Annotated in this window: 20 protein-coding genes and 1 riboswitch; of the genes, 9 read left to right on the forward strand and 11 right to left on the reverse strand. The window is 69.0% G+C overall.

Annotated elements, in window-relative coordinates; genetic code table 11:
• Positions 1–75: 75 nt before the first annotated feature.
• Positions 76–1440 carry an FAD-binding oxidoreductase gene (locus ABC271_RS04815; RefSeq protein WP_412923755.1) on the reverse strand — a complete coding sequence of 455 codons (1365 nt, stop codon included), beginning with the start codon at positions 1438–1440 and terminating at the stop codon, positions 76–78.
• Positions 1437–1823, reverse strand: a complete 387-nt coding sequence (locus ABC271_RS04820) for a YrdB family protein (RefSeq protein ID WP_412923756.1) — start codon at positions 1821–1823, stop codon at positions 1437–1439. The genes ABC271_RS04815 and ABC271_RS04820 overlap by 4 nt, the downstream gene beginning before the upstream one ends.
• 94 nt (positions 1824–1917) lie before the next feature.
• Positions 1918–2003: riboswitch (ZMP/ZTP riboswitch) on the forward strand.
• A 58-nt stretch (positions 2004–2061) separates the two neighbouring features.
• Between ABC271_RS04820 and glyA the strand changes: the two genes are divergently transcribed.
• The 6 genes from glyA (at position 2062) to ABC271_RS04850 (ending at position 11042) form a co-directional block, all read left to right on the forward strand.
• A complete protein-coding gene (glyA, locus tag ABC271_RS04825; protein WP_412923757.1) occupies positions 2062–3336 on the forward strand; it encodes a serine hydroxymethyltransferase in 1275 nt (424 codons plus the stop codon).
• Positions 3337–3487: 151 nt separating this feature from the next.
• Complete coding sequence (locus tag ABC271_RS04830; RefSeq protein ID WP_412923758.1) at positions 3488–4378, forward strand: bifunctional methylenetetrahydrofolate dehydrogenase/methenyltetrahydrofolate cyclohydrolase; 891 nt, start codon at positions 3488–3490, stop codon at positions 4376–4378.
• A gap of 436 nt (positions 4379–4814) precedes the next feature.
• Entirely contained in the window at positions 4815–8606 is a 3792-nt protein-coding gene (locus tag ABC271_RS04835) for a hypothetical protein (RefSeq protein ID WP_412923759.1), read from the forward strand.
• Between the two features lie 140 nt (positions 8607–8746).
• Positions 8747–9235 (forward strand): cytochrome C5, encoded by a 489-nt coding sequence (locus ABC271_RS04840; protein ID WP_412923760.1) that lies wholly within the window; start codon positions 8747–8749, stop codon positions 9233–9235.
• A 246-nt stretch (positions 9236–9481) separates the two neighbouring features.
• Positions 9482–10735, forward strand: coding sequence for a styrene monooxygenase/indole monooxygenase family protein (locus tag ABC271_RS04845; protein WP_412923761.1), 1254 nt, complete (start codon positions 9482–9484; stop codon positions 10733–10735).
• Entirely contained in the window at positions 10728–11042 is a 315-nt protein-coding gene (locus ABC271_RS04850) for an EthD family reductase (protein ID WP_412923762.1), read from the forward strand. Before ABC271_RS04845 ends, ABC271_RS04850 begins: the two co-directional genes overlap by 8 nt.
• Positions 11043–11134: 92 nt before the next feature.
• On the opposite strand, the gene ABC271_RS04855 is transcribed toward ABC271_RS04850, so the two are convergent.
• Entirely contained in the window at positions 11135–12097 is a 963-nt protein-coding gene (locus ABC271_RS04855) for an AraC-like ligand-binding domain-containing protein (RefSeq protein ID WP_412923763.1), read from the reverse strand.
• 199 nt (positions 12098–12296) lie between these two features.
• Here ABC271_RS04855 and ABC271_RS04860 point away from each other — a divergent pair, with 199 nt between their 5' ends.
• Positions 12297–12842, forward strand: a complete 546-nt coding sequence (locus tag ABC271_RS04860; RefSeq protein WP_412923764.1) for a flavin reductase family protein — start codon at positions 12297–12299, stop codon at positions 12840–12842.
• 52 nt (positions 12843–12894) lie between these two features.
• Entirely contained in the window at positions 12895–14349 is a 1455-nt protein-coding gene (gene hpaB, locus ABC271_RS04865; protein WP_412923765.1) for a 4-hydroxyphenylacetate 3-monooxygenase, oxygenase component, read from the forward strand.
• A 39-nt stretch (positions 14350–14388) separates the two neighbouring features.
• On the opposite strand, the gene ABC271_RS04870 is transcribed toward hpaB, so the two are convergent.
• Together ABC271_RS04870 and ABC271_RS04875 are read right to left on the reverse strand one after the other, a co-directional pair.
• Positions 14389–14787, reverse strand: a complete 399-nt coding sequence (locus ABC271_RS04870; protein ID WP_412923766.1) for an HtaA domain-containing protein — start codon at positions 14785–14787, stop codon at positions 14389–14391.
• Positions 14784–15698, reverse strand: a complete 915-nt coding sequence (locus ABC271_RS04875; protein WP_412923767.1) for a LysR substrate-binding domain-containing protein — start codon at positions 15696–15698, stop codon at positions 14784–14786. Before ABC271_RS04875 ends, ABC271_RS04870 begins: the two co-directional genes overlap by 4 nt.
• 120 nt (positions 15699–15818) lie before the next feature.
• Between ABC271_RS04875 and ABC271_RS04880 the strand changes: the two genes are divergently transcribed.
• A complete protein-coding gene (locus ABC271_RS04880; protein WP_412923768.1) occupies positions 15819–18797 on the forward strand; it encodes a cytochrome P450 in 2979 nt (992 codons plus the stop codon).
• 13 nt (positions 18798–18810) lie between these two features.
• Here ABC271_RS04880 and ABC271_RS04885 read toward each other — a convergent pair whose 3' ends face one another.
• From ABC271_RS04885 to ABC271_RS04910, 6 genes are read right to left on the reverse strand one after another with little or no spacing between them, the layout of a single operon-like run.
• Positions 18811–19614, reverse strand: coding sequence for an HpcH/HpaI aldolase family protein (locus ABC271_RS04885; protein WP_412923769.1), 804 nt, complete (start codon positions 19612–19614; stop codon positions 18811–18813).
• Entirely contained in the window at positions 19599–20384 is a 786-nt protein-coding gene (locus tag ABC271_RS04890) for a 2-keto-4-pentenoate hydratase (RefSeq protein ID WP_412923770.1), read from the reverse strand. The genes ABC271_RS04885 and ABC271_RS04890 overlap by 16 nt, the downstream gene beginning before the upstream one ends.
• Position 20385: 1 nt before the next feature.
• A complete protein-coding gene (hpaD, locus tag ABC271_RS04895; RefSeq protein WP_412923771.1) occupies positions 20386–21537 on the reverse strand; it encodes a 3,4-dihydroxyphenylacetate 2,3-dioxygenase in 1152 nt (383 codons plus the stop codon).
• Between the two features lies 1 nt (position 21538).
• On the reverse strand, positions 21539–23035 hold the full coding sequence (gene hpaE, locus ABC271_RS04900; RefSeq protein ID WP_412923772.1) for a 5-carboxymethyl-2-hydroxymuconate semialdehyde dehydrogenase: 1497 nt from the start codon (positions 23033–23035) through the stop codon (positions 21539–21541).
• A 43-nt stretch (positions 23036–23078) separates the two neighbouring features.
• Complete coding sequence (locus ABC271_RS04905; RefSeq protein WP_412923773.1) at positions 23079–23765, reverse strand: GntR family transcriptional regulator; 687 nt, start codon at positions 23763–23765, stop codon at positions 23079–23081.
• Complete coding sequence (locus ABC271_RS04910; protein WP_412923774.1) at positions 23762–25249, reverse strand: fumarylacetoacetate hydrolase family protein; 1488 nt, start codon at positions 25247–25249, stop codon at positions 23762–23764. Before ABC271_RS04910 ends, ABC271_RS04905 begins: the two co-directional genes overlap by 4 nt.
• Between the last annotated feature and the right edge of the window lie 91 nt (positions 25250–25340).

A 25340-nucleotide genomic window follows, 5' to 3' on the forward strand; every position in this document is an offset into this window, starting at 1 on the left:
TTTCCATGCTAGGTGGGCATCCTCCGGCGCAGCCGTGAGGTTTGTCACGTTCTGGTTACACCGCTGCGCGATGCGTCACGTCGCGAAGACCTTGCCCGGATTCAGGATGCCGAGCGGGTCGAACACGCGCGCGATGTCGCGCTGCAGGAGCCACTGGTCGTCGCCGAGCTCGTCGGCGAGCCACCGTCTCTTGAGTACCCCGATGCCGTGCTCTCCGGTGAGGGTGCCGCCGAGGGCGAGGGCGGCGCGGAACAGGTCTTCCGCCGCGGACCAGACGACGTCGGGCACATCAGGGCCATCGAAGACGAAGTTCGGGTGGAGGTTGCCGTCACCGGCGTGGGCGACCGTGGGAATGACGAGGCCGTACTGCCGTTCGATGCGCGCGATCGCGTCGAACATCGCGGGAAGCGCGCTCCGAGGAACGGAAACGTCCTCGATGAGCGTCGCCCCCAGGGTCTCCATCGCGGGATGGAGCGCTCGGCGCACGGCGAGCAGCGTCTCACCCTCGGCCTCGTCGGCGGCGACGGACACGTGGCCGCCGGCGAGGTGCAGCACCTCGGCGATCGCGCGCGCCTCGTCGCCGGCGGCGGGCCCATCGGTCTGGATGGTCAGCTGCGCGGCACCCGGGGGAGGAGTCGACAGCGACAGCAGGCGGTGCACGGCCGCGAGGCTGGTGGCATCCATTAGCTCCATGACGGCGGGCTGGATGCCAGACGCCGTCACCGCGGCCGAGGCCACCGCCGCCGACCGGACGCCGTCGAACAACGCGGTCAGTGTCACGCGTTCACCGACGACCAGGCGGCGGAGCTTGAGCGTCGCGCCGACGACGACGCCGAGGATTCCCTCGGACCCGATGACCAGCGACGTGAGATCGAGGCCCGTGACGCCCTTGACGCTGCGGTGACCGAGCCGGAGGAGGCGTCCGTCGGCGAGCACGAGGTCGAGGCCCAGGACGGCGTCCCGGACGACGCCGTACTTCGCGCACAGCAGGCCACCGGCGCCCGTCGCGATGTTGCCGCCTACGGTCGAGATCGCGCGACTCGCGGGGTCGGGCGCCCACCACACCCCGTGCGGCTCGAGGAGCGCGTTGAGTTCGGCGTTCAGGATGCCGGGCTCCACCACCGCGAGCAGGTCGGCGGGGCGGATCTCCCGCACAAGGTTCATCGCTCGCAGAGACAGCGAGATCTCACCGCCGCCGGTGTTGGCACCCCCGGCGAGGCCGGTGCCGGCCCCGCGCGGGACGACGGGCGTCCGCGTCGCCGTCGCGATCCGCATCACTGCCTGCACGTCCTCCACCGAGGCCGCGTGGACGACCGCGAGCGGGGTGCCCGTCGCCGCATGGCCGGATTTGTCGGCGCGTGCGGCCGAGAGGGAGGCGGGGGAGACGTCGACGCGGTCGCCGAGTTCGGCCCTCAGCAGCGTGACGACGTCGACGGTCACGCCAGGCGCCGGCGGCCGTTCAGGGCACCGAAGGTGACGGCGACGATCGCGAAGATCAGCCCGATCCAGGCGTGCCCCATGCTCCACCAGGCGATGGTCGCCGCCGCGTAGACGAACAGCTCGACGATCGCGCGGATGAACGGGTGCACGGCGAGGACGGCGCGCGGCGAGACGAACAGGGCCCACACGACGAGCGCGAGGAGAGGTGCGCCGATCCCGGCGACGAGGTTCCAGGGGAAGGGCCAGCCGGTGAAGCCCCAGATGGCGAGCGTCACGAACGCGGCGATTCCGCACAGGACGCTGCCGATCTCGACCGCCGTCGGACGCGGGCGCATGCCGGGGGCGAGGGGCGCCTGCGCGCGGACGTGGGGAGAGTCGGTCACGCCGCCATTTTACGCGGGCGTCGCCGGCGCGCCTGCGGGATACCTCGCGGACGAGCGACTCGCCCGGGCGCGTCGCGCGCGAAACCCGGTAGGGTGAGGGCGTCGCGACTGGCGTTGAGGTGGGGAACCACCGGGGAGCGACCGCTTGACGGTATTCGACCGCACGCCTGGGTCGGTGCGGTATCTCCGCGGACTCGCCCGAGCCTGCGGCATCCGGAACCATCGTCAAGGAGATCGCATGACCGATCCGTACTTCAACGCCCCGCTCTCGGAGGTCGACCCCGAGATCGCCCAGGTGCTCGAGCGCGAGCTCGACCGCCAGCGCGGTTATCTCGAGATGATCGCGTCCGAGAACTTCGTTCCCGTCTCGGTGCTGCAGTCGCAGGGGTCGGTGCTGACCAACAAGTACGCCGAGGGTTACCCGGGTCGCCGTTACTACGGCGGATGCGAAGAGGTCGACGTCGCCGAAGAGCTCGCGATCGAGCGTGCGAAGGCGCTGTTCGGTGCCGGCTTCGCCAACGTCCAGCCGCACTCGGGTGCAACCGCCAACGCCGCGGTGCTGCACGCGATCGCCCGTCCCGGCGACACGCTGCTCGGTCTCTCGCTCGACCAGGGCGGTCACCTGACCCACGGCATGAAGATCAACTTCTCGGGCCGCCTCTACGACATCGTCGCCTACGGCGTCGACCCCGAGACCTCGATCATCGACATGGACGAGGTCCGCCGCCTCGCCGTCGAGCACAAGCCGAAGGTCATCATCGCCGGCTGGTCGGCGTACCCGCGCCAGCTCGACTTCGCCGCGTTCCGCGCGATCGCCGACGAGGTCGGCGCGTACCTGTGGGTCGACATGGCCCACTTCGCCGGTCTCGTCGCCGCGGGCGTGCACCCGTCCCCGATCCCGCACGCCCACGTCGTCTCGACCACCGTGCACAAGACGATCGGCGGCCCGCGTTCCGGCCTCATCCTCACGAACGACCCCGACCTGGCCAAGAAGATCAACACCGCGGTCTTCCCGGGCCAGCAGGGCGGCCCGCTCATGCACGTCATCGCCGCCAAGGCCACGGCGTTCAAGCTCGCGATGACGCCCGAGTTCAAGGAGCGCCAGGAGCGCACCCTCCGCGGCGCCTCGATCATCGCCGACCGCCTCACGCAGGACGACGTGAAGAGCGCCGGCATCGCCGTCCGCTCGGGCGGCACCGACGTGCACCTCGTCCTCGTCGACCTACGGGATGCCGAGATCGACGGCAAGCAGGCCGAAGACCTGCTCCACGAGATCCACATCACGGTCAACCGCAACGCCGTCCCCAACGACCCGCGCCCGCCGATGGTCACGTCGGGGCTGCGCATCGGCACCCCGGCGCTCGCGACGCGCGGCTTCGGTGACGCCGAGTTCACCGAGGTCGCCGACATCATCGCCCTGGCCCTGATCCCGGGCGCCGATGTCGAGGCGCTGCGCACCCGCGTCGCTGCGCTCACGGCCGCATTCCCGCTGTACCCCGGCCTGCAGCAGTGAGCCCCGCCGGGGCTCGACGTCGCGTGTTCCGCGGCGCCGGGCCCCGGCATCCGGCCTCGTCGCCGCCGTGTACGGCGTCGCGGGGAAGGTGGCCCGCGTCGGCGCCACGACGCGACACCCTACGAACGACAGAGACAGAACGAGGGATGCCATGACGGCGACGATTCTCGACGGCAAGGCCGCTGCGGCGGCGATCAAGACGGAGCTCGCCGAGCGCGTCGCCGCCCTGCGCGAACGCGGCATCGTGCCCGGCATCGCGACGGTGCTCGTCGGCGCCGACCCCGCCTCGCAGCTGTACGTCGGGATGAAGCACAAGCAGTCCGAGGCGATCGGCATGAACTCGATCCAGGTCGAGCTTCCCGCGGAGTCCACGCAGGAAGAGGTCGAGGCGGTCATCGACGGCCTGAACGCCGACCCGTCCTGCCACGGGTACATCGTGCAGCTGCCCCTGCCGAAGCACCTCGACACCGACGCGATCCTCGAGCGCATCGATCCGGCGAAGGATGCCGACGGCCTCCACCCCACGAACCTCGGGCGCCTCGTGCTCAACGTCAACGCCCCCATCACGACGCCCCTCCCGTGCACGCCGCGCGGCGTCATCGAGCTGCTGCTGCGCAACGGCTACGACCTGAAGGGCAAGGATGTCGTCGTCGTCGGACGCGGTGTCACGATCGGCCGCTCCATCGGGCTGCTGCTGACGCGCCGCGAGATCAACGCGACGGTGACCCTCACGCACACCGGAACCGCCGACCTGGCGAAGCATCTGCGCGAGGCCGACGTCATCGTCGCTGCCGCGGGCGTGAAGCACATCGTGCGCGCCGAGGATGTCAAGCCGGGCGCCGCGGTGCTGGACGTCGGTGTGACGCGCGAGATCGACCCCGAGACCGGCAAGAACCGCGTGTACGGCGACGTGCACCCCGATGTGGCCGAGGTCGCGGGGTTCCTTTCCCCCAACCCGGGCGGCGTGGGGCCGATGACCGTGGCCCTGCTGATGACGAACGTCGTCGAGGCGGCGGAGCGCGCGGCGACCGTTTCGGACTGAGGCGCGTTCACGCGTTTCGTTGCGGCCCCTCCTCCACAAGCGGCCATACGGACGCTCGTGGAGGGTGACCGTTCGGGTGATCGATAGGTCGCCCCGCCGAGCGGTGCACTGTGATGGGGCTGAATTTTCGGCGCTCCTGCAAAGTCACCCGCTCCCGTGACGCGACCCCCGCGTCTGTTCTGTTTCCCCGCAGCCTGTTACGTCGTCTCCGAGGCATACCCGATGCCTTCATTCGTATCTCGGGGCCGCACTGGGCGGCCCCCTCGATAGGGGAGACATTGTGACGATTGACGTGCCCACGCGGGGAGACCACCTCGAGGGAGACCCGCGCCCTTCGAAATCCGTCGGACGCCGCACCGTTCTTGCCGGCGCAGCCTGGACCGTTCCGGCCGTCGCTCTCGCGGCCGCCGCGCCCGCTCACGCAGCGTCCGGTCTCATGCTCGCGTTCGACAAGACCTCGTATCCAGCGGTCGGCTGCTCCACCGTTACGGGCATCACCCTGACGCTGATGAATGGAACGAGCCCCGCGCAATCCAAGGGTGTCACGGTCACACTCCCGGCCGGTTTCGCCTTCCTCTCCGGCGGGACAACCGTGAATGGTGTAACGGACGCGAACGGTGTCTATGTCGTCCCGGGCATCTCGGTTCCCAACGCCTCGAGCACGGCCGCGATCACCGCCATCGCCGAGGGGGTGACCGCGGTCTCCACGCTCCGCGTCCAAGCCAACAGCACTGCGGAAGAAGCCCGGCTCGCGCAGACGGCGAATCGCACGTGGCCCAACACACCTCCGGGATCGATCGCGATCGGAGCCAACTACTTCCTGTCGCCGACAAACCAATTGTGGTTCGAAGGCGTCAAGGTCGAAGAAGAGGTGGTCGAGGCCGCCGGGTGGCTTTACGCGCCGAATGGTACGCAGTACGCGGACTACCTTCTCCCCGGCAACGGCGGCATGAGACGTGCCTCCGGCACCGCACACGAAAACCCCTACCCGTCCGGTCTACCCACGGATGCGCGTCCGATCGGGCAGGCGTACTTCCTCACCGCCGACGGCGATCTCTACCACTACACCTCCCGGGTGACGGGAAACGTCAAGTCGGTCGTGACCTGGTGTGGTTCTGATGGACATCACGCGGACATCGAACTCAGAACGGGCGTGCTCCTTCGCGCTACCACATACACGATCGATCGGACTTTCTCTCCCTTGCCGGAGACTGCGCGGCCCATCGGCGCGGACTACTTCCTCTCAGACGATGGTGACCTCTTCTTCCGGAGGGATTTCGTGGCCACTCAGGTCACTTCGGCCGTCGGATGGTTCTACAACGGTGGGCCGCTTTATGCCGACTACACGACGGAGTCCGGCGAGGCGCTTCGCGCCTGGGAGAAGGCCCCGCGCGACTCGGTCTACATCGGTACCCCGGCGGGTGCACGCGCCCTCGGCACGATGTACTACCTCACAGACGTCGGCCAGCTCTACTGGAACGGGAAGTTCGCGATCAATGGCGTGGACAAGGCGATTGCGTGGTCCGCTGGCCATCAGATGACAGCTGACGTCCGCACCTTCTCGGGATTGTCGCTCCGTCTGTGGGACCAGACCATCGACTCTCAGTGGTCACCGATGCCCGAGAATGCGTTGTCGATCGGCGCTTCGTATTACTACGAGGCCGAAAAGCAGGAGTTGTACTACCAGGGCAAGCTCCTGGTGACGGGCGTAACGAGCGCGGCGGGGTACCACATTCGTGGTGCGGGAGATTTCTGTGGATACACCACGACCGCTGGTGAGTCGATCCGCGCATTCAACGCGAACCCTCGGGAGTTCGTCCACCAGAACGTCCCCGAAGGTGCGAAGGCGATTGGTTGCTTCTACTTCTTGCTCGACAAAGTGCTCTATCACCTCAACAGAGGAGCTGTTCTCCACGGTGTCTCCGCCGCGGTGTCCTGGGTCAACGGGGTGGAATCGGCGGACGTCCAGCTGGAGTCGGGCACCCTCGTGCAGATGATTGACGGCGCGATCGCCAAGACGTACTCGCCGATGCCGGCGAGCGCGGCTGCTGTCGGGGCCGACTACTTTCTCAATGACAAAGGTGAACTGTACTGGCAGGGCTCACTCATCGCGACGAATGTCGCGTCCGCAGCGGGTTTCTACATGCACAACTGGGGGCACCAGGTCTGCGACTACGTCACGCGCGACGGTGTCGGTCACCGGGCGGGCGACGCGCGGCCGGCGGACTGGACGAAGGCCGGTATCGGGTACGAGATAGCGCTTTCGCGCGGGTATTTCCTTGCGGCGGGTGGCGCACTCTATTGGTATGACAGACCCGTCCTGTTCTCGGACGGCACCCCCGTCACGTACGACCAGATCACGCCCTGGTCGGATCAGTTGTACATGCATGCTGACATCCACGCCAAGAACGGCAATCACTACCGCTTGATTGAGCAGAGTGTGCAGTACCAGTACTGGCGGAACTCGACCGCTCCGAGCGGCGTTCAGGCGGTGGGGATCTACTACTTCCTCACGCCCACCGGTGACCTCTACTACTGCGGCGCTGACGATAACCCGGTTCTCGTCGCGAACGGCGTCGTCGAGGCGAAGGGGTGGTACGACGCGACTCGAACCGTCGCCTGCGCGGACTACCGTGACGGCGGAGGGGTCGTGCGCCGCGCGGATGGGGGAACCCCGAACGTGGCGACGTACTCGGGAGCGCCCGTCCAGGCCGAGTTGCTCGGGTCGGGGTACTTCCTGACGTCGGCCAAGGTCTTGTGGTTTGGCGGCACCACCGTCACCACCAACCCGGCATCATTGGACGCCTGGAACGACAGCAGCTCCGCCGGATATCACGTCACGTACCGCACCTCGGATGCCCGGGCGCTACGTGCAAAGGGCGCCGACCCCGCCGAGCAGACGTGGCTCGCGGGTGGTGCACCCCTCAATTCGAAGCTCGTCGGTTCGAAGTACGCACTGGCGGCGGACGGCGAGCTCTGGTTCGCGGGAACGTCCGTCGCAACCGGGGTGAAAGACGCCGTGGGGTGGTCGCAGCAGGCCGACAGCGGACGCTTTTTCGCTGACTACTTTGATGCAAGCGGCGCGGGTCGAGTGGACTTGCAGAATGGAGTTCCGCTGTCGTCGCCCTACAGCAACGTGCCTCTCACCGCGACGCTTCTGGGGTACGGGTTCCAGCTCGCAGGAAGCGATCTCTTGTACCAGGGGAGCACCGTTGCGGCAAATGTCGCGTCGGGGGCCGCGTGGATCGATGGCGGATATCTGCCTTTCTGCGACTACCGGACGCAGGATCTGGGTGCTTATCGGCTTCAGGAGACGAACGGTGAGCTCAAGGACTGGACTCAGGGCCGCACGCCGGTGGGGTCGGAGCCGCGCGGCGCCGACTATTTCGTCAGCGGCGATGGTGTCCTCAGCTTCGAGGGGCAGATCGTGGACACGAATGCGACTGACGTCGTCGGCTGGAACTGGGGAGGAGATCGGTACGCGGATTACCGCGTTCCGAACTCCTCGTCGACGAAGCGTGTCCAGGCAAAGGCTCTCGACAAGACCGCCTTCGTGTATGCGTCGCCAGCTCTGGGAACCGAACCCGTGGGAGCGGGGTACTGGTTGAACGGCAAGACCGGCCAACTCTGGTACGCCAACGCGATCATCGTGGACGACGTCGAGATCTCGGACCTCGTGGGCGAAGAGGTTCAGATGGCGCGGGGATGGGTGTACGGGCAGCCCGCGGTCAACTATCGGGAGAGGGATGGTGCCGCCCGCCGTCGAGAGAAGAACGCGAATCCCTTGGTCACGACCTTCGTCCAGGGCAGTACCCCTCTGGGGTCTAAGCCGATCGGTGCAGAGTACTTCCTCAATGAAGGCGATCTCTGGTTCCAGGCAGGACAACCTGGTCCCGGTCAGATCGGCCCCGTGACGGGCGGCGTGGCCCGCGCGATCGGTTACTGGATCAACGGCTACTTCGCGGACTTCATGACGACGGACGACGTTGCGTCTTCTGCGGGGGGCTCGGACGTCACTGGCATCGACGGATCGAACACGGATCCCGCCGCGGTTCCGGTCGGCGCCCTGTATTTCCACGTCCCCAACGGCAAGCTGTACTACAACGGCGAGGCGCTCAAAGACTCACAGAACAACGAGCTCGGTTACGTGGCCAGTGTGGTGAGTTGGGGTCCAGGAGAACGGCGCGCAACATATGCATTGATCCAGGACTGCACTCCCGGTCGGTGAGATCAGCGGAGCGGGGGTACCGGAAACGGTGCCCCCGCTTCGTCGTTCCGTCGCCGAACGAGGGGTGACGGGCGGTTGAACTCCTCCCGCATCGTTGGCAAGGGGTGCGCGGAGGTCGCCGAACGTGGCATCGTCGTCTCATGACTGACTCCGTGCTCAACGACCTCCTCCGCCGCGTCACCGAGAGCGGCCTGCTCGACGAGCCGACGATCGACGAAGACACCGTGGTGGGCCTCGCCCACTTGGATGCTGCGGGCGTCGAGGTGGAGGTCGATCTCGACCCCGAGATCGAGGACGTCGACGACCCCGATGTCGACGCGATCGTGGCATCCCTCTCCGACATCCTGACGGTCAGCGAGGATCGTTGGCGCGCGATCGTCGATGAGGTCGCCACGGAGATCGAGGAAGCCGTCGAGGACGACGAGGTGGATGCCGAGATCGACCTGCGTACCGACCTGGAGGCCGTCGGGGTGGGAGTCTTCGCGGACGCGATCATCGTGGTGTTCGCGGGGGCGACGTCGTTCCCCGACTCGCTCGTGCACGTCCAGCTCACGCCCGAACTCGAGGTCGAGGACATCGAGATCGTGAGCGACGACGACGAGGATGACGAAGACGACGACGAGGACTGAGCCTCACCGCAGGCGAGAACGGCCGGGACGTACCCACGGGTACCCCGGCCGTTCGTTTTTCCGTGGAGGTCACCCCGGCGGGTGCCATCGGCGTCCGAGATCCCCCGCCTGGTCGCTCCACGCCGGTGTCTGGTGCAGGGGCGCGACGGTGAGGCGACAGCATTCTGCATCCGTGTTCGAACATCTACCGTCGGGGGCACACGGTGCGCAGAGAGGCGCTCCGCGAGAGCATCCACAGGAGGACGCATGACGAACATCGGCGTCGTCGGCGCTGGAACGGCGGGCCTGCATCTGGGCCTTCTGCTGCGGCAGCACGACATCCCCGTCACCATCTACACCGACCGCACCGCCGATCAGGTGGCCGAGGGCCGACTGCCCAACAGTGTCGCCCACCACGCGGTCACGATCGAGCGCGAGCGCGAGCTGGGTGTCGACCACTGGCCGGTGGAGGAGTTCGGCTACTTCTGCCACCACCACTGGGTGGGAGGCGCCGGCCTCTTCTTCCGTGGGAACTTCCACAACCCGTCACGCGCGGTGGACTACCGCATCTATCAGCCGACGCTCATGGGCGATTTCGAGGACCGCGGCGGTCGGATCGAAATCCGCTCGGTCGAGGCGGAGGACCTCGACGCCCTGAGCGAGAAACACGACGCGATCGTGGTCGCTTCAGGCAAGAAGTCCCTCGGCGACTTCTTCGGCATCAACGAAGCGAAGACCCCCTACGCCGGACCGCAGCGTCGCCTGATGGTGGGCCTCTGGCACGGGGTCGCGAACGAGGACACCAAGAGCGTGACGCTCAGCATCGCCCCCGGACACGGCGAACTGCTCGACATCCCGCTCTACAGCTTCGCCGGACACACCCACGCGCTGCTGTTCGAGAACGTCATCGGCGGAGACACCGAGGTGCTCGCCGATGCGCGGTACGACGACGATCCCGAGGCGTTCCGCCGTCTCGTGCTCGACAAGGTGCGGCAGTACCACCCGACCGTGTCGGCCCGCATCGACGAATCCACGTTCGAACTCGCCCGACCTCAGGATCTTCTGCAGGGCGCGGTGCGCCCGGTGCTGCGCAACGACTATCGCGTCCTCGACAACGGCACGGTGGTCATCGCTGCCGGTGACGTCCACTCCGTGCTGGACCCCGTTATCGGTCAGGGCGGGAACTCGGCCTCCTACTCGGGATACACCGTGGGCCAGGAGATCCTCGAAGACCGTGGCTTCGGCGCCGACCTCGGCCGCCGGGCGGCGGCACGGCGCAGTGAGCGCGTCGAGAAGGTCAGCGACTGGACGAACCTCATGGTCCAGGTCCCCCCGGCGGCGCACATGATCGATCTGCTGGGCGCGATGAGCCAATCGCCGACGTTGGCCGACGAATTCACCCAGAACTTCAACGACCCCATCGCCCAATGGGACGATGTCGTCGGATCGCCGGAGATCGCGGCCGCAGCCATCGCGCGCACCGCGGCCCACGACGCGAGCGAGGAGCCCGCCCATGCATAAGCTGCTCGTCCTCTACCCGGAGCCGGTCGATCGGGTCGCCTTCGAGGAGCATTACCGGACGGTGCATCTGCCCCTGTGCGAGAAGCTCCCCGGGGTACGCGAGATCTCGTTCACCCTGGCGGTCGACCCGGGGCCCGCTCCGTCGCCCTATTTCGCGGTGTTCGAGGCGACGTTCGATTCCGCGGACGACCTCGGGGCCGCGCTCGCGTCGCCCGAGGGCGAAGCCGTCCAGGCCGACGTTCCCCGCTACGCGACGAACGGCGCGATCGTGATGACCTTCGCCGTGGAGCAACTCGTCCGCGTGTGAGGAAGGCCCGCGCCGGGGCAGGAGCATCCGTTCCCGCCCCGGCGCGTCGTCGTGCGCGCGGCGGTCCCCCTCGGCGGGGATGCCGCGGCAGTTCAGCCGACCGTCGCCCCGCGGTACTCGCTGGGGGAGACGCCCATCTCCGCTCGGAACAGCTTGCTGAAGTGCGACGGGTCGGTGAAACCCCAGGCCGCCGCCACCGCCGCCACTCCTTCGCGGGCGTGCCGCGGATCGCGAAGATCGCGGCGCACGTGGTCGAGCCGGCGGTCGCGGACCCAGTGGGACACCGTCGTCCCACGCCGCTGGAACAGTGTGTGCAGGTGGCGCGTGGAGATGTACGCCGCCGCCGCGATGCGCTCGGGGCCCAGATCGGGTTCGTGCAGGTGCGCGTTGATGAACGTGTCGATGCGGAACATCAACTCGGCGTGCGGGTCCGACCAGGGAGCGTCGCGGAGTTCCTGTCCGACCATCGTCGCGATCAGATCCATCGTGTTGTGCGTCACCTGCACGCCGGTGGCATCGTCGAGGGTCGGCAGCGCGCTCGCCAGGCCGGCGAGGAAGTGCCCGACCGCACGGGCGAAGCCCTGGTCGCCCGGGATGCGCACCGCCGTCAGTCCGCGCAGGATCGTCGCATCGACATTGATCATGCGGTGCGGGAACATCACGACCACGGCCGCGAGGTCGTCGGCGAACGCGAGCGTGTAGGGACGGCTCGTGTCATACAGCACGATGTCGCCGGGGGAGAGCAGGGCGGTGCGATCGTCCTGCGTGAGGACGCCGGTCCCGCTGAGCTGCAGCGTCAGCTTGACGTACGACTCCGCCGACGCGTCGACAAGATCTTGCGAGCGGGTGACCGAATGTCCGCTGGCGCGAACGGTCGAGAAGAGGATGCCGTCGCTGACACGCCCCTCCAGATGTGCGCTGAAGCGCGTCCCCCGCGGGGATTCCACGGTGAGGGGGACGAAGGACCGGGAGGCGATCGCCTGCCACTGTTCCTTTCCCAGAGCGTGCTCGCGGATCAGGCCGGGGACCACCGCGGACGGCGTCGGGGATTGCATCGTCACTCACCTCACAACGTTGTGATCGAGCGAGCCGACATCGGCTCGGACACAAAGAGCGTACGTCGCCGCGCCCGCCACGCGGAGGGAACCGGCATCCATCCCGGCACTGGGAGCCAAGCCTCGTACGCGCATTCACCAGACGCTCACGCCACGGGCGGCGCACGATGGTCCCACCCGGTCAGAGAGGACCCCCCCCATGATGATGAGCTCCATCGAGACGTTCCCGCCCGAGTCGACGCTCTTCCGCCCGACCGCGCACTTCTTCCGTGGGGGACTCGGCCGGTTCGCGACGGGCGTCGCCGTGGTCACCTTCCACACGGCGGATGCCGAGGGCGAGCGGCCCCGTCACGGGATCACGGTCAACTCCTTCACATCGGTGTCGATGGAACCGCCTCTCGTCCTCGTGTCGATCCAACGCACCGTGCGAACGCACGAAATGCTGCACGACACGCCTTTCACCATCAATATCCTCGGCGCCGAGCAGCAGGGACTGGCCTTGACCTTCGCGGGTCGTCCGCAGGTCGAGCCGGTGTGGGAGGACGGGGGCGGGGCTCCGCGGCTCGCGGGGGTGCTCGGCTGGTTCGAATGCGAGCCGTGGGCGGAGTACGACGGCGGCGACCACACGCTCTTCATCGGGAAGGTCGTGGACTTCGGCTATCGGGCCGGCGACGCCCTCGGCTTCGTCAACGGCCAGTTCACGACCGTGCACGAGGCGCCCCGAGGGCACGAGCTGCTCTTCTGACCCGCGCGTCGACTCGTCCCGTCACAGGCTTTGCTCCCCGAAAGGTTCCCCCATGCCCGCACGCCCCGGTTCCGATTACCTCGCCCGCCTGAACGCTCGGCACCCGGAGGTGCACCTCGACGGCGAGGTCGTCACGGCCCGCATCGCGGAACACCCGGCGTTCGCGCCGGTCGCCCGCGAATACGCTCGGCTCGCGGACCTGTCCAACGACCCCGCGCGCCGCGACGAGGTCACGTTCGTCAGCGACACCGGTGAGGTCGAACCGATTGCTCACCTCGTCCCGCGCGCCCCCGAGGATCTGGCGCGCCGACGCCGCGGGATGCAGGTGTGGGCGGGGGAGAGCGCGGGGTTCCTGGGTCGCACGGGCGACTACCTGTCATCGGCGCTCGCCGCGTTCGCGGGCTCGTCGGCGTTCTTCGCGCGGGCGGGTGATGTCTACGCCGAGCGCGTGCTCGCCTACGCCGAGCGCGTGCGCGCCGGCGACCTCGTGCTCTCGCACACGCTCCTGCCGCCCCAGGTCAACCGCGCGGTGCCCGCCGTCGGACAGGGCGACGGGCAGCTCGCGGCACGCGTGGTCGAGGAACGCGCCGACGGCATCGTGGTCCGCGGGGCGCGGATCCTGGCGACCTCGGCTCCCGTCGCCGACGAGCTGCTCGTGCTTCCCTCGACCGTGCTGCGCAACGTCCCCGAGGATGCCGCCTACAGCTTCGCCTTCGCGATCCCCACTGATGCCCCCGGCCTCCGGCTGCACTGCCGCACTCCGCTGCACCGCGGAGGCTCCGCGTTCGACGAGCCCCTCGCATCCCGCTTCGACGAGATGGATGCCGTGGCCGTCTTCGACGACGTGTTCGTCCCCGCGGAGCGCGTGTTCATCCTGGGCCGACCCGATCTCTGCAACACGCTCTACAGCGAGACCGGTGCGGGAGCGCTCATGACCCACCAGGTCGTCACGCGCACCTTCGTGAAGACCGAGTTCTTCCTGGGCCTGGCGTCCACGATGGCGGAGGCGATCGGCATCCAGGGGTTCCCTCACATCCAGCAGCAGCTCGCCGAGCTCATCACCTACGTCGAGATCGAGCGGGCCCTGCTCCGTGCCGCGGAGGTCGACGGGGAGGCGAACGAGTTCGGCGTGTTCCTGCCGCGCTGGGCGACGCTGAACGCGGCCCGCAACTGGTACCCCACGCACGTCGCCCCGCGTCTGACCGACATCATCCGCACGCTGGGGGCATCGGGACTCATGGCGACCCCGAGCGACGCCGACTTCGCGTCCGACGTCCACGGCGATCTGGAGCAGTACCTGCAGTCGGCGACGCTCGGAGCGCGCGAGCGCACCGCCCTGTTCCGTCTCGCGGCCGATGCCGCCGTCTCCTCGTTCGCCGGCCGGCAGTCGCTGTACGAGTACTTCTTCTTCGGCGATCCGGTACGCATGGCGTCCGCGCTCGTGGGCTCGTACGATCTCGGCGGTGCGCGTGCGCGGGTGCGCGGCATCCTCGACCGCTCGGAATGACGCCCGCGCCGCCCTCACGGGGTGACGGATGACGCACCGTCATGCCCGGACGGTGAAGTCCTCCAGCGGCGTGCCCGCCTCGTAGGGGCCGAAGAACAGATCAGCGCCCGCCGCCGTCAGCGAGACGCCCGTGCCGGTCGATCCGTCGAAGCTCGCGACCTCGGCGAAGGGCAGCCGCAGCGCGGCGTCGTCGGGGTCGGCGATCTCCAGCATCCAGGTCTCCCCGTGCGCGGTGAGAGACGGGTCGGCGAGGACGACGCGCATCATGCCGCCGTGGCCAGTGAAGGTGACGCTGCCCGAGAAGACCACGCCCTCGCCGGGGAAGACGAAGCCGGCGGGGTCTTCGTGGGCGCCGCTCGTCGTCGCCACCTCTCCGTCGCTCATCCCGCGCACGTACGCGAGCAGCGAGCGCTTCACGGCCCACACCAGGGCGCTCACGCCGACGTCCAGCTGATCGAGCGGGCGAAGGACACCAGGGCTCGCACGCGCTCGGGCGGATCGATCGTCGCCGACCAGATCACGTCGATGCCGACGGGCTCGACGGGCGGGGAGATCTCCTTCATCGCAACAGGGTAGCCCTCGTAACTCGCCGGATTCGCGGGACGTTGGACGAGGATGCCGTACCCCAGCCCCCTTCCCACGAGCGTGCGAACCGCCTCGTAACTGGCGGTGCGATGACGGATGCGAGGGGTGAGTCCGCGGGCTTCGAACAGGGAGAGCGTGTGCGCGGAGGACGGAGGCGCGTCCAGCAGGATGAGGTCTCGCGACGCGACGTCCTCGAGCCGGACGGTGTCGGCCTGGGCGAGCGGATCGTCAGCGGCCAGCAGCACGTGTGCGGGCAGCGCGAACAGGCGTTCGCGGCGTGGGTGGCCCGGGACGAGCGTGTCGTAGACGAACGCGACGTCGACCTCGCCCGATTCGATCCGCCCCTCGAGCTGGTCGTGGGTGGCCTCGCGAATGTGCAGGTCGACGCGGGGATGGGCCTCCCCGAAGTCGTGCAGGAGCGGGGGGAGGACGGTGGGGGCGAGGGTCGGATAGCAGCCGATCGTGATCGGTCCGACGAGCTCCCCGGGATCCGCGCGGAGCCCGATCATGATCTCGCGCGAGGCCGCCAGCAGCGGGCGGGCGCGGTCGACGACGTGAACTCCCGCGCTGGTCAGGGAGACGCCGTGCGCGCGCCGCCGCACGGTGAGCGCGGTGCCGACGACCCGGTCGAGTTCGGCGAGAGCCTCGGAGAGCGTCGAGGAAGACACGCGCAGTTCGGCGGCCGCGGCGGCGATCGTGCCGGCATCCGCCACCGCCGTGAGGTATCCGAGTTGCCGCAGGGTGAAGTCGGGAACGGGGAGCACGGGGACACCTCACATCGGATATGACGAAGACAAAACCCGGAAAAAGCCGCTTTCCCCGGTGTTTGACTCGAACGATACTCGAAGTGTTCGCCGCTGAACCACGACACGAGGAAGTGCGCCGTGAGCCGACCCGCCCCCATCGCCGACTGGGTGACGATCCCCGATCTCTACCGTGACCCGTTCCCGATCTACGACCGTCTGCGTGCCGAGGGCGGCGTGCACTGGGTGCCGAACGTCGGGCGTTACCTCATCACGAGCTACGACGCGGTGCACACGACCGAGTTCGACCAGGAGACGTTCTCGGCGAACGAGGAGGGATCGCTCCAGATCCGCGCCATGGGGCACTCGATGCTTCGCCGCGACGATCCGGAGCATTACCCGGAGCGAAAGGCCTGGCAGCCGGTGCTGCGGCCAGGCGTGGTCAAGCGCACGTGGACGAGCGTGTTCGAGCGCAACGCGGATCGCTACCTCGACGAGATGATCGCGAAGGGACCCGGAGCCGACATCGTCTGGGACTTCGCCGCGCCCTACTCCGCGGAGAACCTGCGGGAGATCCTCGGCTTCCACAATGTGCACCAGGAAGACCTGCAGCGCTGGTCGCAGACACTGATCGACGCCACCGGCAACTACGCCGACGACCCCGAGGTCTGGGCCAAAGGAAAGCGGTCGTTCGACGAAGTCGACGCCGCGCTGGACGAGATGCTCGCGTGGCATGCGAAGAACCCCGACCACTCGCTCATCTCGACGCTGCTGCGGATTCCCGACTACGAGATGCCGATCGAGAAGATCCGGGCGAACGTCAAGATGACGATCGGCGGTGGCCTGAACGAGCCACGCGACGCCCTCGGCGTCGCCGCGTGGGCGCTGCTCGAGCACCCGGATCAGCGCCGGGCGGTCGAGGCCGATCCCTCCCTCTGGCCCGCGGTCTTCGACGAGGCCATCCGCTGGATCGCGCCCATCGGGCTCTATTCGCGGCAGGTCACCACCGACACCGTGCTCGCCGGGGTGCAGCTTCCCGCCGGGGCGAAGCTCGGCATCTGCGTGCTCTCGGCCAATCGCGACGAGAACGTCTGGGCGGATGCCGCGCGGTTCGACATCCGCCGTGAGGTCAAGCCGCACCTGGCTTTCAGCAAGGGCGTGCACGTGTGCCTGGGGGCGTGGGTGGCGAAGGCCGAGGTCGCCACGGTCGGCCTTCCGCGCCTGTTCGAGCGCCTTCGCGGGGTCGACCCGCATCCCGAACGGCCGGCCGTGATCGGCGGCTGGGTGTTCCGCGGCATGCTGGAGCTGCCGGTCACGTGGGACGCAGCCGCTGCCGCCACCCCCGCGACAGAGATGCGACCCACTGATCCCGGCGTGGCGGCGCCGCGTGTCGCCATCGTCGGGTCGGGTCCCGCGGGCTGCTTCACCGCGCAGGCCGTCCGCCGCTCCTTTCCCGCAGCGGAGATCGACGTCTTCGAGCGGCTGCCCGTACCGTACGGTCTCGTGCGCTACGGCGTCGCCGCCGACCATCAGGGCACGAAATCGGTGGCACGCCAGTTCGACCGACTCTTCACCGAGGAGGGCGTGCGTTTCCACGGGGGCGTCACGATCGGGCAGGAGGTCTCGCTGGACGCGATGCGCTCGGCCTTCGACGCCGTCGTGCTCGCGTCGGGGCTGTCCGCGGACGCGCGCCTGAACATGCCCGGGGCCGATCTCCCCGGGGTCGTCGGCGCGGGAACGCTGACACGCGTGCTCAACGGGCACCCCGATCACTCGGACGACGACATCGCTCTCGGGCGGCGGGTGGTCGTCATCGGCCACGGCAACGTCGCTCTCGATGTCGTGCGACTGCTATCGCGCACGAGCGCCGACCTCGACGGGAGCGATGTCGACGACGCCGTCCACGCGCGGCTGGCCGGCGCCGTGCGCGTCGTCCACGTCGTCGGACGCTCCGCCCCCCAGGTGGCGAAGTTCGATCCCGTCATGGTGCGCGAACTCGCGAGCATCGCCGGGGTGGGGCACACGGTGCACCAGCCCGACCTCCTCGGCGTCGCCGACGGGAAGGATGCGCGGGTCGACGCCGTCCGCGCCCTGGCAGCCGCATCCGACGATCGCGCGCGAGTGCAGGTGCACTGGTGGTTCGGTCTCGCTCCGCAGGAGATCCAGGGTGCGGCGTCGGTGCAGAGCGTGGTGTTCCGGGGGGACGGCGGTGAGGTGCGCCTCGAAGCCGATGCCGTGGTCACCGCCGTCGGCTTCGCCGCCGGCCCGGCCACCCTCGTCGAGCCGGGAGCGCACCCGGATGGCCGCATCGACCCCGGGCTCTACGTGGCGGGCTGGCTGCGGCGGGGGCCGCGAGGGACGATCCCCGACCAGCGTTCGGACTCGCGCGCCCTCGCCCGCGCCCTCGCCGACGATCTCGCCTCGGGCGCGCTCGCCGGGGGCTCGAGAGGCATCGACGCACTCGAGCTGCCCGCGCGCGTCGACTTCGACGGATGGCGGCGCATCGACGTCCGCGAGACGCTCAGTGCGGCGCCCGGGCGCGTTCGCGCGAAGCTGCGCACGCGCGAGGAACTTCTCGCCGCCGCGACGGACCCGTCGATCCCGCTTCCCGTGGCCGAGGTGTCGCGCCCGGGAGCAGGCGGCGCGGGCGCGGAGCACGTCACCATTCTCTTCGGCACCGAGTCGGGCAACGCCGAGCTCGTCGCGGAGGATCTCGCGCGCCACCTCGGCGATCGCGGCGAGACCCGTGTCGTCGACCTGGGCGACCTGGACCCCGCCGATCTCGACCCCCGACGCGTGCACCTGATTGTGTGTTCGACCTACGGCGACGGTGAACTGCCCACCAACGTCCGGGGGCTGCGTGAACGCCTCCTGGCCGAGCGTCCCGCGCTGGATGGCATCCGGTATGCGGTGTTCGGTCTCGGCGACCGCAGTTATACGAAGACGTACTCGCGGGGCAGCGAGATGATCGACGAGGCACTCGCCGCGTGCGGGGCGTCGCGGGTCGGCGAATACGGTCGCCACGATGCCGGCGGCCCGTTGGATGCCGCCGAGGTGGCGCGCGAGTGGGCGGACGGCGTGCTCGCCGAACTGTCCGCCCGCGAACTCGCCACCCGCTGAGGCGGACAGGAGGTCAGTAGCTCGCGCGCCCCTCGTCGGCGGCGTCCGACGACCAGCGCGCCGCGAGGGCCTCCGACCCCCGGGCCAGGAGAGCGACATCGGCGCCGACGAGGAGGAATGACGCTCCCGCCTCCACGTACGCCTGCGCGGCGAGGGGGTCGAAGGCGTTCACCCCCACCGGCTTCCCGACCGTGCGCACCGCCTCGAACGCCCGCAGCGCGGCGGCGACGACATCCGGGTGCGTCTGCCGGCCGAGGAGGTCCATGGATGCCGCGAGGTCGCTCGGGCCGACGAAGACGCCGTCGATGCCGTCGACGGCAGCGATCTCGCCCGCCGCGTCGACGCCGTCCAACGTCTCGACCTGGACGAACAGCGAGACGTGATCGTCGGCGCGGGTGAGGTAGTCGTCGACGCGGTTCCACCGGGCCGAGCGCGCGAGCGCCGACCCCACGCCCCGGACGCCCCGGGGCGGGTAACGCACCGCGGAGACGAGCTCCCGCGCCTGGTCGGCGGAGGACACCATCGGCACGAGGATGTTCTGCGCGCCGAGGTCGAGCACCTGCTTGAGCGTCACGGTGTCACCGATGGGGACGCGCACCACCGGCGTCGCCGGGTACGCGGCGATCGCCTGCAGCTGGCCGAGGACGGAGGTGAGCCCGTTGGGGGAGTGCTCCATGTCGACGAGGACCCAGTCGGTGCCCGACCCCGCGACGATCTCGGCGACGAGCGGGCTGCCCGAGCACACCCAGATTCCCGCGAGGGGACGGGAGGCGTCGGCCAGACGCTCGCGGAAGGTGGGGTCTAGACGAAGCGGCATTCGATTCTTCCCATCGGTCCGTAGTCGCACAGCACGCTATCGCCCCGCGACACCCACATCGGCCGAGTGAACGAACCGGCCAGGATGATCTCGCCGGCTTCGAGCCGGGCACCGTGCTGCGCGAACTTGTTGGCCAGCCACGCGACGCCGGTCGCGGGGTGTCCGAGCACGCCCGCGGCGACGCCGGTCTCTTCGATCTCGCCATTGCGGGAGAGGACACCGGGTACCCAGCGCAGGTCGATCTCGTCGGGACGCTTTCGGATGTCGCCGAGCACCATCGCGCCGTAGGCGGCGTTGTCCGAGATCGTGTCGACGATCGTGCGACCCTCGAGCTCGATGTGGGAGTTCAGCACCTCGAGCGCGGGGACCGCGTAGTCGATGGCCGCGAGAGCCTCCTCGAGCGTGCAGCCGGGCCCCTCGAGGGGATGCTTCAGCACGAATGCGAGTTCGACCTCGATGCGGACGTTCGAGAAGAGCTCCACCGGGATCTCCTCGCCGGAGCGGTATACGGTGTCGTCGAACATGACACCGTAGTCCGGCTCGGTGATGCCGGTGGCCTGCTGCATCGCCCTTGAGGTCAGCCCGATCTTGCGCCCCACCAGGGTGCGCCCGGCGGCGACCTGCGCGTCGCGCCAACGGCCCTGGATCGCGTACGAGTCCTCGACCGTGGCATCCGGGAATCGCGCCGTGATGCGCGGGATCACCGAGTGGGTGCGGTCGGCCTCGGCGAGCTCCGCCGCGATCGTGCGGATCTGATCGTCCGACAGCATGTCAGAGCTGGTTGCCGAGCTTGAACTCGGGCGTGGGTGCGGTGTCCTCGGGAGCACGCGTGTAGCTGAAGCCGTCCGCGCCGATCGTCACGGCCATCTCGCTCGCGTCGGTGCGCGCGCGCACCGGCTGCGGGTTGCCGTCGAGGTCGAGGACGAGCGAGGCCTCGGTGTACCAGGACGGCACGACGGGGTTTCCCCACCAGTCACGTCGCTGGTTGTCGTGGACGTCCCACGTGACCACGGGGTTGTCCGGGTCGCCGGTGTAATAGTCCTGCGTGTAGATCTCGACGCGGTGACCGTCGGGGTCGCGGAGGTACAGGTAGAACGCGTTCGAGACGCCGTGGCGGCCGGGACCCCGCTCGATGGCATCCGACCGCCGGAGGGCGCCGAGCTTGTCGCAGATCGCGAGGATGTTGTGCTTCTCATGGGTCGCGAAAGCGACGTGATGCATGCGGGGACCGTCACCCCCGGTCATGGCGGTGTCATGCACGGTGGGCTTGCGGCGCATCCACGCGGCATACACCGTTCCCTCGTCATCCTGGATGTCCTCGGTGACGCGGAAGCCGAGCGACTGCATGAAGTTCACCGCGCGGGGCACGTCGGGGGTGACCTGGTTGAAGTGGTCCAGGCGCACGAGTTCCCCGGGGGTGTGCAGGTCGTAACGCCACGACAGGCGCTCGACGTGCTCGGTGGCGAAGAAGAACTCGTAGGGGAACCCGAGGGGGTCTTCCACGCGGACCGAGTCGCCGATGCCCTTCGTGAAGCCGCCGGGGCGCCGCTCGACGCGGCATCCGAGTTCGGAGTAGAAGGCGACCGCTTTGTCGAGGTCATCGGCGCTGCGCACGCGGTACGAGAACGCGGCGACGGCCGCGACCGGGCCCTCGCGCAGCACGAGGTTGTGGTGGATGAACTCCTCGGTGGAGCGGAGGTAGATCGCGTTCCCGTCCTCCTCCGTGACGTACAGGCCGAGCACGTCGACGTAGAACTCGCGGGATGCCGCGAGGTCGGTCACCACGAGCTCCATGTACGCGCAGCGAAGGATGTCGGGCGCCGGCGCCACGGGTGTCGGGATGGGGTTCTCGGCCTGGATCGGCGCCTCCTGCGAGACGAAGAACCCCGAGGAGGTGCGGGTCATCTGGCTGCGGTCGGTCATCTCAGGCTCCTTTGCCGAAGGTGGGGTTGTGGGCGGGTCCGAGCGTGATGTGCACGGCCTGCTGGTCGGTGTAGAAGTCGATGGAGCGGTACCCGCCCTCGTGGCCGAGACCGGAGGCCTTCACCCCGCCGAACGGCGTCCGGAGGTCGCGGACGTTGTTGGAGTTCAGCCACACCATGCCCGCCTCGACGTTCTGCGCGAACAGGTGGGCGCGCTTCAGGTCGTTCGTCCACACGTAGGCGGCGAGGCCGTATCTGGTGTTGTTCGCCAGCGCGAGGGCTTCCTCGTCGGTGTCGAAGGGCGTGATCGCGACGACCGGGCCGAAGATCTCCTCCTGGAAGATGCGGGCGTCGGGGGCGACGTCGGCGAACACCGTGGGACGGACGAAGTTCCCCTCGGCGAAATCGTCCGGACGACCGCCACCGGCGACCAGGCGCCCCTCGGTCTTGCCGAGCTCGACGTACGACATGACCTTCTCGTAGTGCTCGGGGTGCACGAGCGCGCCGACCTCGGTCTCGGGGTCGTCGGGGTACCCGACCTTGACGCGGTCGGCCTGGGCGGCATACCGCTCGACGAACTCGTCGTACACCGACCGCTCGACGAGGATGCGACTCCCCGCGGTGCAGCGCTCGCCGTTGAGCGAGAACACGCCGAAGATGGTCGCGTCGATCGCGGCATCCAGGTCGGCGTCGGCGAAGACGATCGCGGGGCTCTTGCCGCCCAGCTCCATCGAGAGGCCCTTGAGGAAGGGCGCGGCGTTGGCGAAGATGATCTGCCCCGTGCGGCTCTCGCCCGTGAACGAGATGAGCGGCACGTCCGGGTGCTTCACCAGGGCGTCGCCGGCGTCTTCGCCGAGGCCGTTGACCAGGTTGAAGACGCCCTCCGGGAGTCCCGCCTCCTCGAAGATCCCCGCCCACAGCGAGGCGGACAGCGGCGTGAACTCCGCGGGCTTGAGGACGACGGTGTTTCCCGTCGCGAGGGCCGGACCGAGCTTCCACGACTCGAGCATGAACGGGGTGTTCCACGGCGTGATGAGCCCCGCGACGCCGATGGGCTTGCGGTTGACGTAGTTCAGCTGTCGCCCGGGCACCTTGAACGCGTCGTCGGTCTGCGCCACGATCAGGTCGGCGAAGAACCGGAAGTTCTCGGCCGCGCGCCGCGCCTGCCCAAGCGCCTGGGTGATCGGCAGGCCCGAGTCGAAGGACTCGAGCTCCGCGAGGCGTGCGTCGCGCGACTCGACGATGTCGGCGATGCGGTGCAGCACGCGGGAGCGCTCGCGGGCGAGCATGCGCGGCCAGGGCCCTTCGGTGAAGGCGGTGCGTGCGGCAGCGACGGCGGCGTCGATGTCGGCCTTCTTGCCCGCCGCGGCGCGGACGTACGTCTCGTTGGTGACGGGGTCGAGGACGTCGAACTCGTCACCGTCGATCGAGTCGACGAAGCGTCCGCCGATGTAGTGCTGGATGCGCGTGGGCAGATCGGCCGGAGTGCGGCGGGTCATGGATGCTCCTTCGATGGAGGGGTGGATGCCGGTGGCATCCGGTTCAAAAGGCGGGGAGACCGAGCGACTCGTCGGGGTGCTCGTGGATGAGGTAGGCGTCGAGCGTCGCGGACCTGTGGCGACGGGCGGTCTTCTCGATCTCGGCGAGCGGAGCGCCGGTCTCGATGAGGACGAGGATGTTCTCGTGCTCACGCACCGACTCGGCGGCGCGACCGGGCACGAAGCTGAACGTCGAGTCGCGCAGATGCCCGAGGCGGGCCCATTCGGCCCGAACGAGCTCGAGCATGCGCGGGTTCGCGCACTTCTCGAAGAGGATGGCGTGGAACTCCTGGTTCAGCGCCGTGAAGGCCCGGGGGTCGAAATGCTGCAGGGTCTCGACCATGAGTTCGTTCACGGCGCGGGCTCGACGGACGTCGTCGACGGTGAGCGATCTCGCCGACAGCGCGGTCGCGGCCCCCTCGAGGATGCTGAGCGACTGCATGCTGAACCGGTACTGCGAGTCGTCGACCATGGACACCCGCGCCCCGACGTTGCGCTCGAAGGTCACGAGCCCCTCGGCCTCGAGCTGGCGGATCGCCTCACGCACGGGGACGACGCTCATGTCGAGGTCTCCCGCGATCGAGCCGAGGACGAGCCGATAGCCGGGGGTGAACTCCTGACGAGCGATGCGCTCCTTGATCCAGTGATACGCCTGCCGTGACTTGCTGAGCGTCGCGTCGGGGGTGCTCACGAGCGCTCCTCCTCGAAGCGGGCGCGCCACTGCGCGTTCATCGGAAAGAGCCCCTCCACGGGGTGCCCGGCCGACACCTGGTCCGCGATCCACGCGTCCTCCTCCTCCTGGGCGAGCGCGGCGTCGACGACCTCCTCGACGAGCGCGGGCGGGATGACGATGACCCCGTCGCGGTCGCCCACGATGACGTCGCCGGGCTGCACCGTCGTTCCCCCGCATCCGATCGTCACGTCGGTGTCCCACGGCACGTGCCGCCGGCCCAGGACGGCCGGGTGGGCGCCCCGGGAGAAGACCGGAAGACCGACATCCGCGACGGCGGCGTAGTCGCGCACGCCCCCGTCGGTCACGATGCCGGCAGCGCCGCGGGCCTTCGCGCGCAGCGCCAGGATGTCGCCGAGCGTGCCGGACCCCGACTCGCCACGGGCCTCGATCACGATGACCTCGCCCTCGCCGACGGTGTCGAACGCGCGCTTCTGAGCGTTGTAACCGCCGCCGTGCGAGGCGAAGAGGTCTTCGCGGTGGGGGACGAAGCGGAGCGTGCGGGCGAGCCCGACGAGCGGGAGGCCGGGGTGCATCGCCGCCACGCCATCGATCGTGACGTCGTTCAACCCGCGCTTGCGCAGTTGTGCGGATAGACCCGCGACGGGGACGCGCCGGAGTTTCTCCCGCAGCTCGCTCGTCAGGCGGAACGGTTCGGGGACGGGGGGAAGGCCCGCGCTCTCGCGCGAACCCCATGCCTCGGTGCGCTGGTGGTCGTCGACCGACGGCAGGGAACCGAGTGCGCCGTCGAACGCCGCGTCGCCCTGGACCACGGTCGTGACCAGGCGTCCCGAGCTCGGGGCGCCGGGCGCGCCGGGTGCGTCGACCACGACCTCGACCACCGACCCCGGGAGAACCACGCTCGACCCCGCCGGGGTGCCGGTGAGGATGACGTCCCCCGGTTCGAGGGTGAAATGCTGCGAGAGATCGGCGACAAGCTGCGCGAGGGGGAAGAGAAGATCGCGGGTCGTGTCGTCCTGGACGAGCGCGCCATCGACCCACGTGCGCACGCGCAGTTCGGTCGGAGCGACGGTCGCCGCGGGAATGAGCCGAGGGCCGAGCGGGGTGTACCCGTCGCGACCTTTCGACCTCACGTTCGAACCCTTGTCGTTCGCGCGCAGGTCGTAGACGCCGAAGTCGTTCGCGGCCGTCACCGCGGCCACGTGGCTCCACGCGTCCGCCGCGGAAACACGGCGAGCGGGGGCTCCGATCACGAGGGCGATCTCGCCCTCGAAGGCGAGGAGCTCGGTGCCCGCGGGACGCTCGATCGTCGAACCCGAAGGTGCGAGCGAGCTCGAGGGCTTGAAGAAATAGGAGGGGTCGGCCGGACGTCGACCCCGTTGGTCAGCGCGAGAGCGATAGCTCAGGTGGACCGCGATGATCTTCCCGGGCCGGGCGGGCAGCGCCGCGAATCGCGGGTCGGCGGCATCCGTCGTGCTCACCATCGGGCTCCTTCGCTCATTGCGTCGTATTCGAAATCGTATATGATCCGAGACGGCGGTTCAACCGACCACCTGACAGTGACGTCGAAAAGGG

Origin of the sequence: Microbacterium canaveralium (assembly GCF_047238045.1) — a bacterium.
In the GTDB taxonomy this organism is placed as follows: domain Bacteria; phylum Actinomycetota; class Actinomycetes; order Actinomycetales; family Microbacteriaceae; genus Microbacterium.

Coding starts and splice junctions, on each gene's coding strand:
- ABC271_RS04885 (WP_412923769.1), bottom strand. CDS start 19,614: ATGCCGCTTCGTCTAGACCCCACCTTCCGCGAGCGTCTGGCCGACGCC.
- glyA (WP_412923757.1), top strand. CDS start 2,062: ATGACCGATCCGTACTTCAACGCCCCGCTCTCGGAGGTCGACCCCGAG.
- hpaE (WP_412923772.1), bottom strand. CDS start 23,035: ATGACCCGCCGCACTCCGGCCGATCTGCCCACGCGCATCCAGCACTAC.
- ABC271_RS04890 (WP_412923770.1), bottom strand. CDS start 20,384: ATGCTGTCGGACGATCAGATCCGCACGATCGCGGCGGAGCTCGCCGAG.
- ABC271_RS04855 (WP_412923763.1), bottom strand. CDS start 12,097: ATGCAATCCCCGACGCCGTCCGCGGTGGTCCCCGGCCTGATCCGCGAG.
- ABC271_RS04840 (WP_412923760.1), top strand. CDS start 8,747: ATGACTGACTCCGTGCTCAACGACCTCCTCCGCCGCGTCACCGAGAGC.
- ABC271_RS04835 (WP_412923759.1), top strand. CDS start 4,815: ATGCTCGCGTTCGACAAGACCTCGTATCCAGCGGTCGGCTGCTCCACC.
- ABC271_RS04830 (WP_412923758.1), top strand. CDS start 3,488: ATGACGGCGACGATTCTCGACGGCAAGGCCGCTGCGGCGGCGATCAAG.
- ABC271_RS04850 (WP_412923762.1), top strand. CDS start 10,728: ATGCATAAGCTGCTCGTCCTCTACCCGGAGCCGGTCGATCGGGTCGCC.
- hpaB (WP_412923765.1), top strand. CDS start 12,895: ATGCCCGCACGCCCCGGTTCCGATTACCTCGCCCGCCTGAACGCTCGG.
- ABC271_RS04845 (WP_412923761.1), top strand. CDS start 9,482: ATGACGAACATCGGCGTCGTCGGCGCTGGAACGGCGGGCCTGCATCTG.
- hpaD (WP_412923771.1), bottom strand. CDS start 21,537: ATGACCGACCGCAGCCAGATGACCCGCACCTCCTCGGGGTTCTTCGTC.
- ABC271_RS04910 (WP_412923774.1), bottom strand. CDS start 25,249: ATGGTGAGCACGACGGATGCCGCCGACCCGCGATTCGCGGCGCTGCCC.
- ABC271_RS04860 (WP_412923764.1), top strand. CDS start 12,297: ATGATGATGAGCTCCATCGAGACGTTCCCGCCCGAGTCGACGCTCTTC.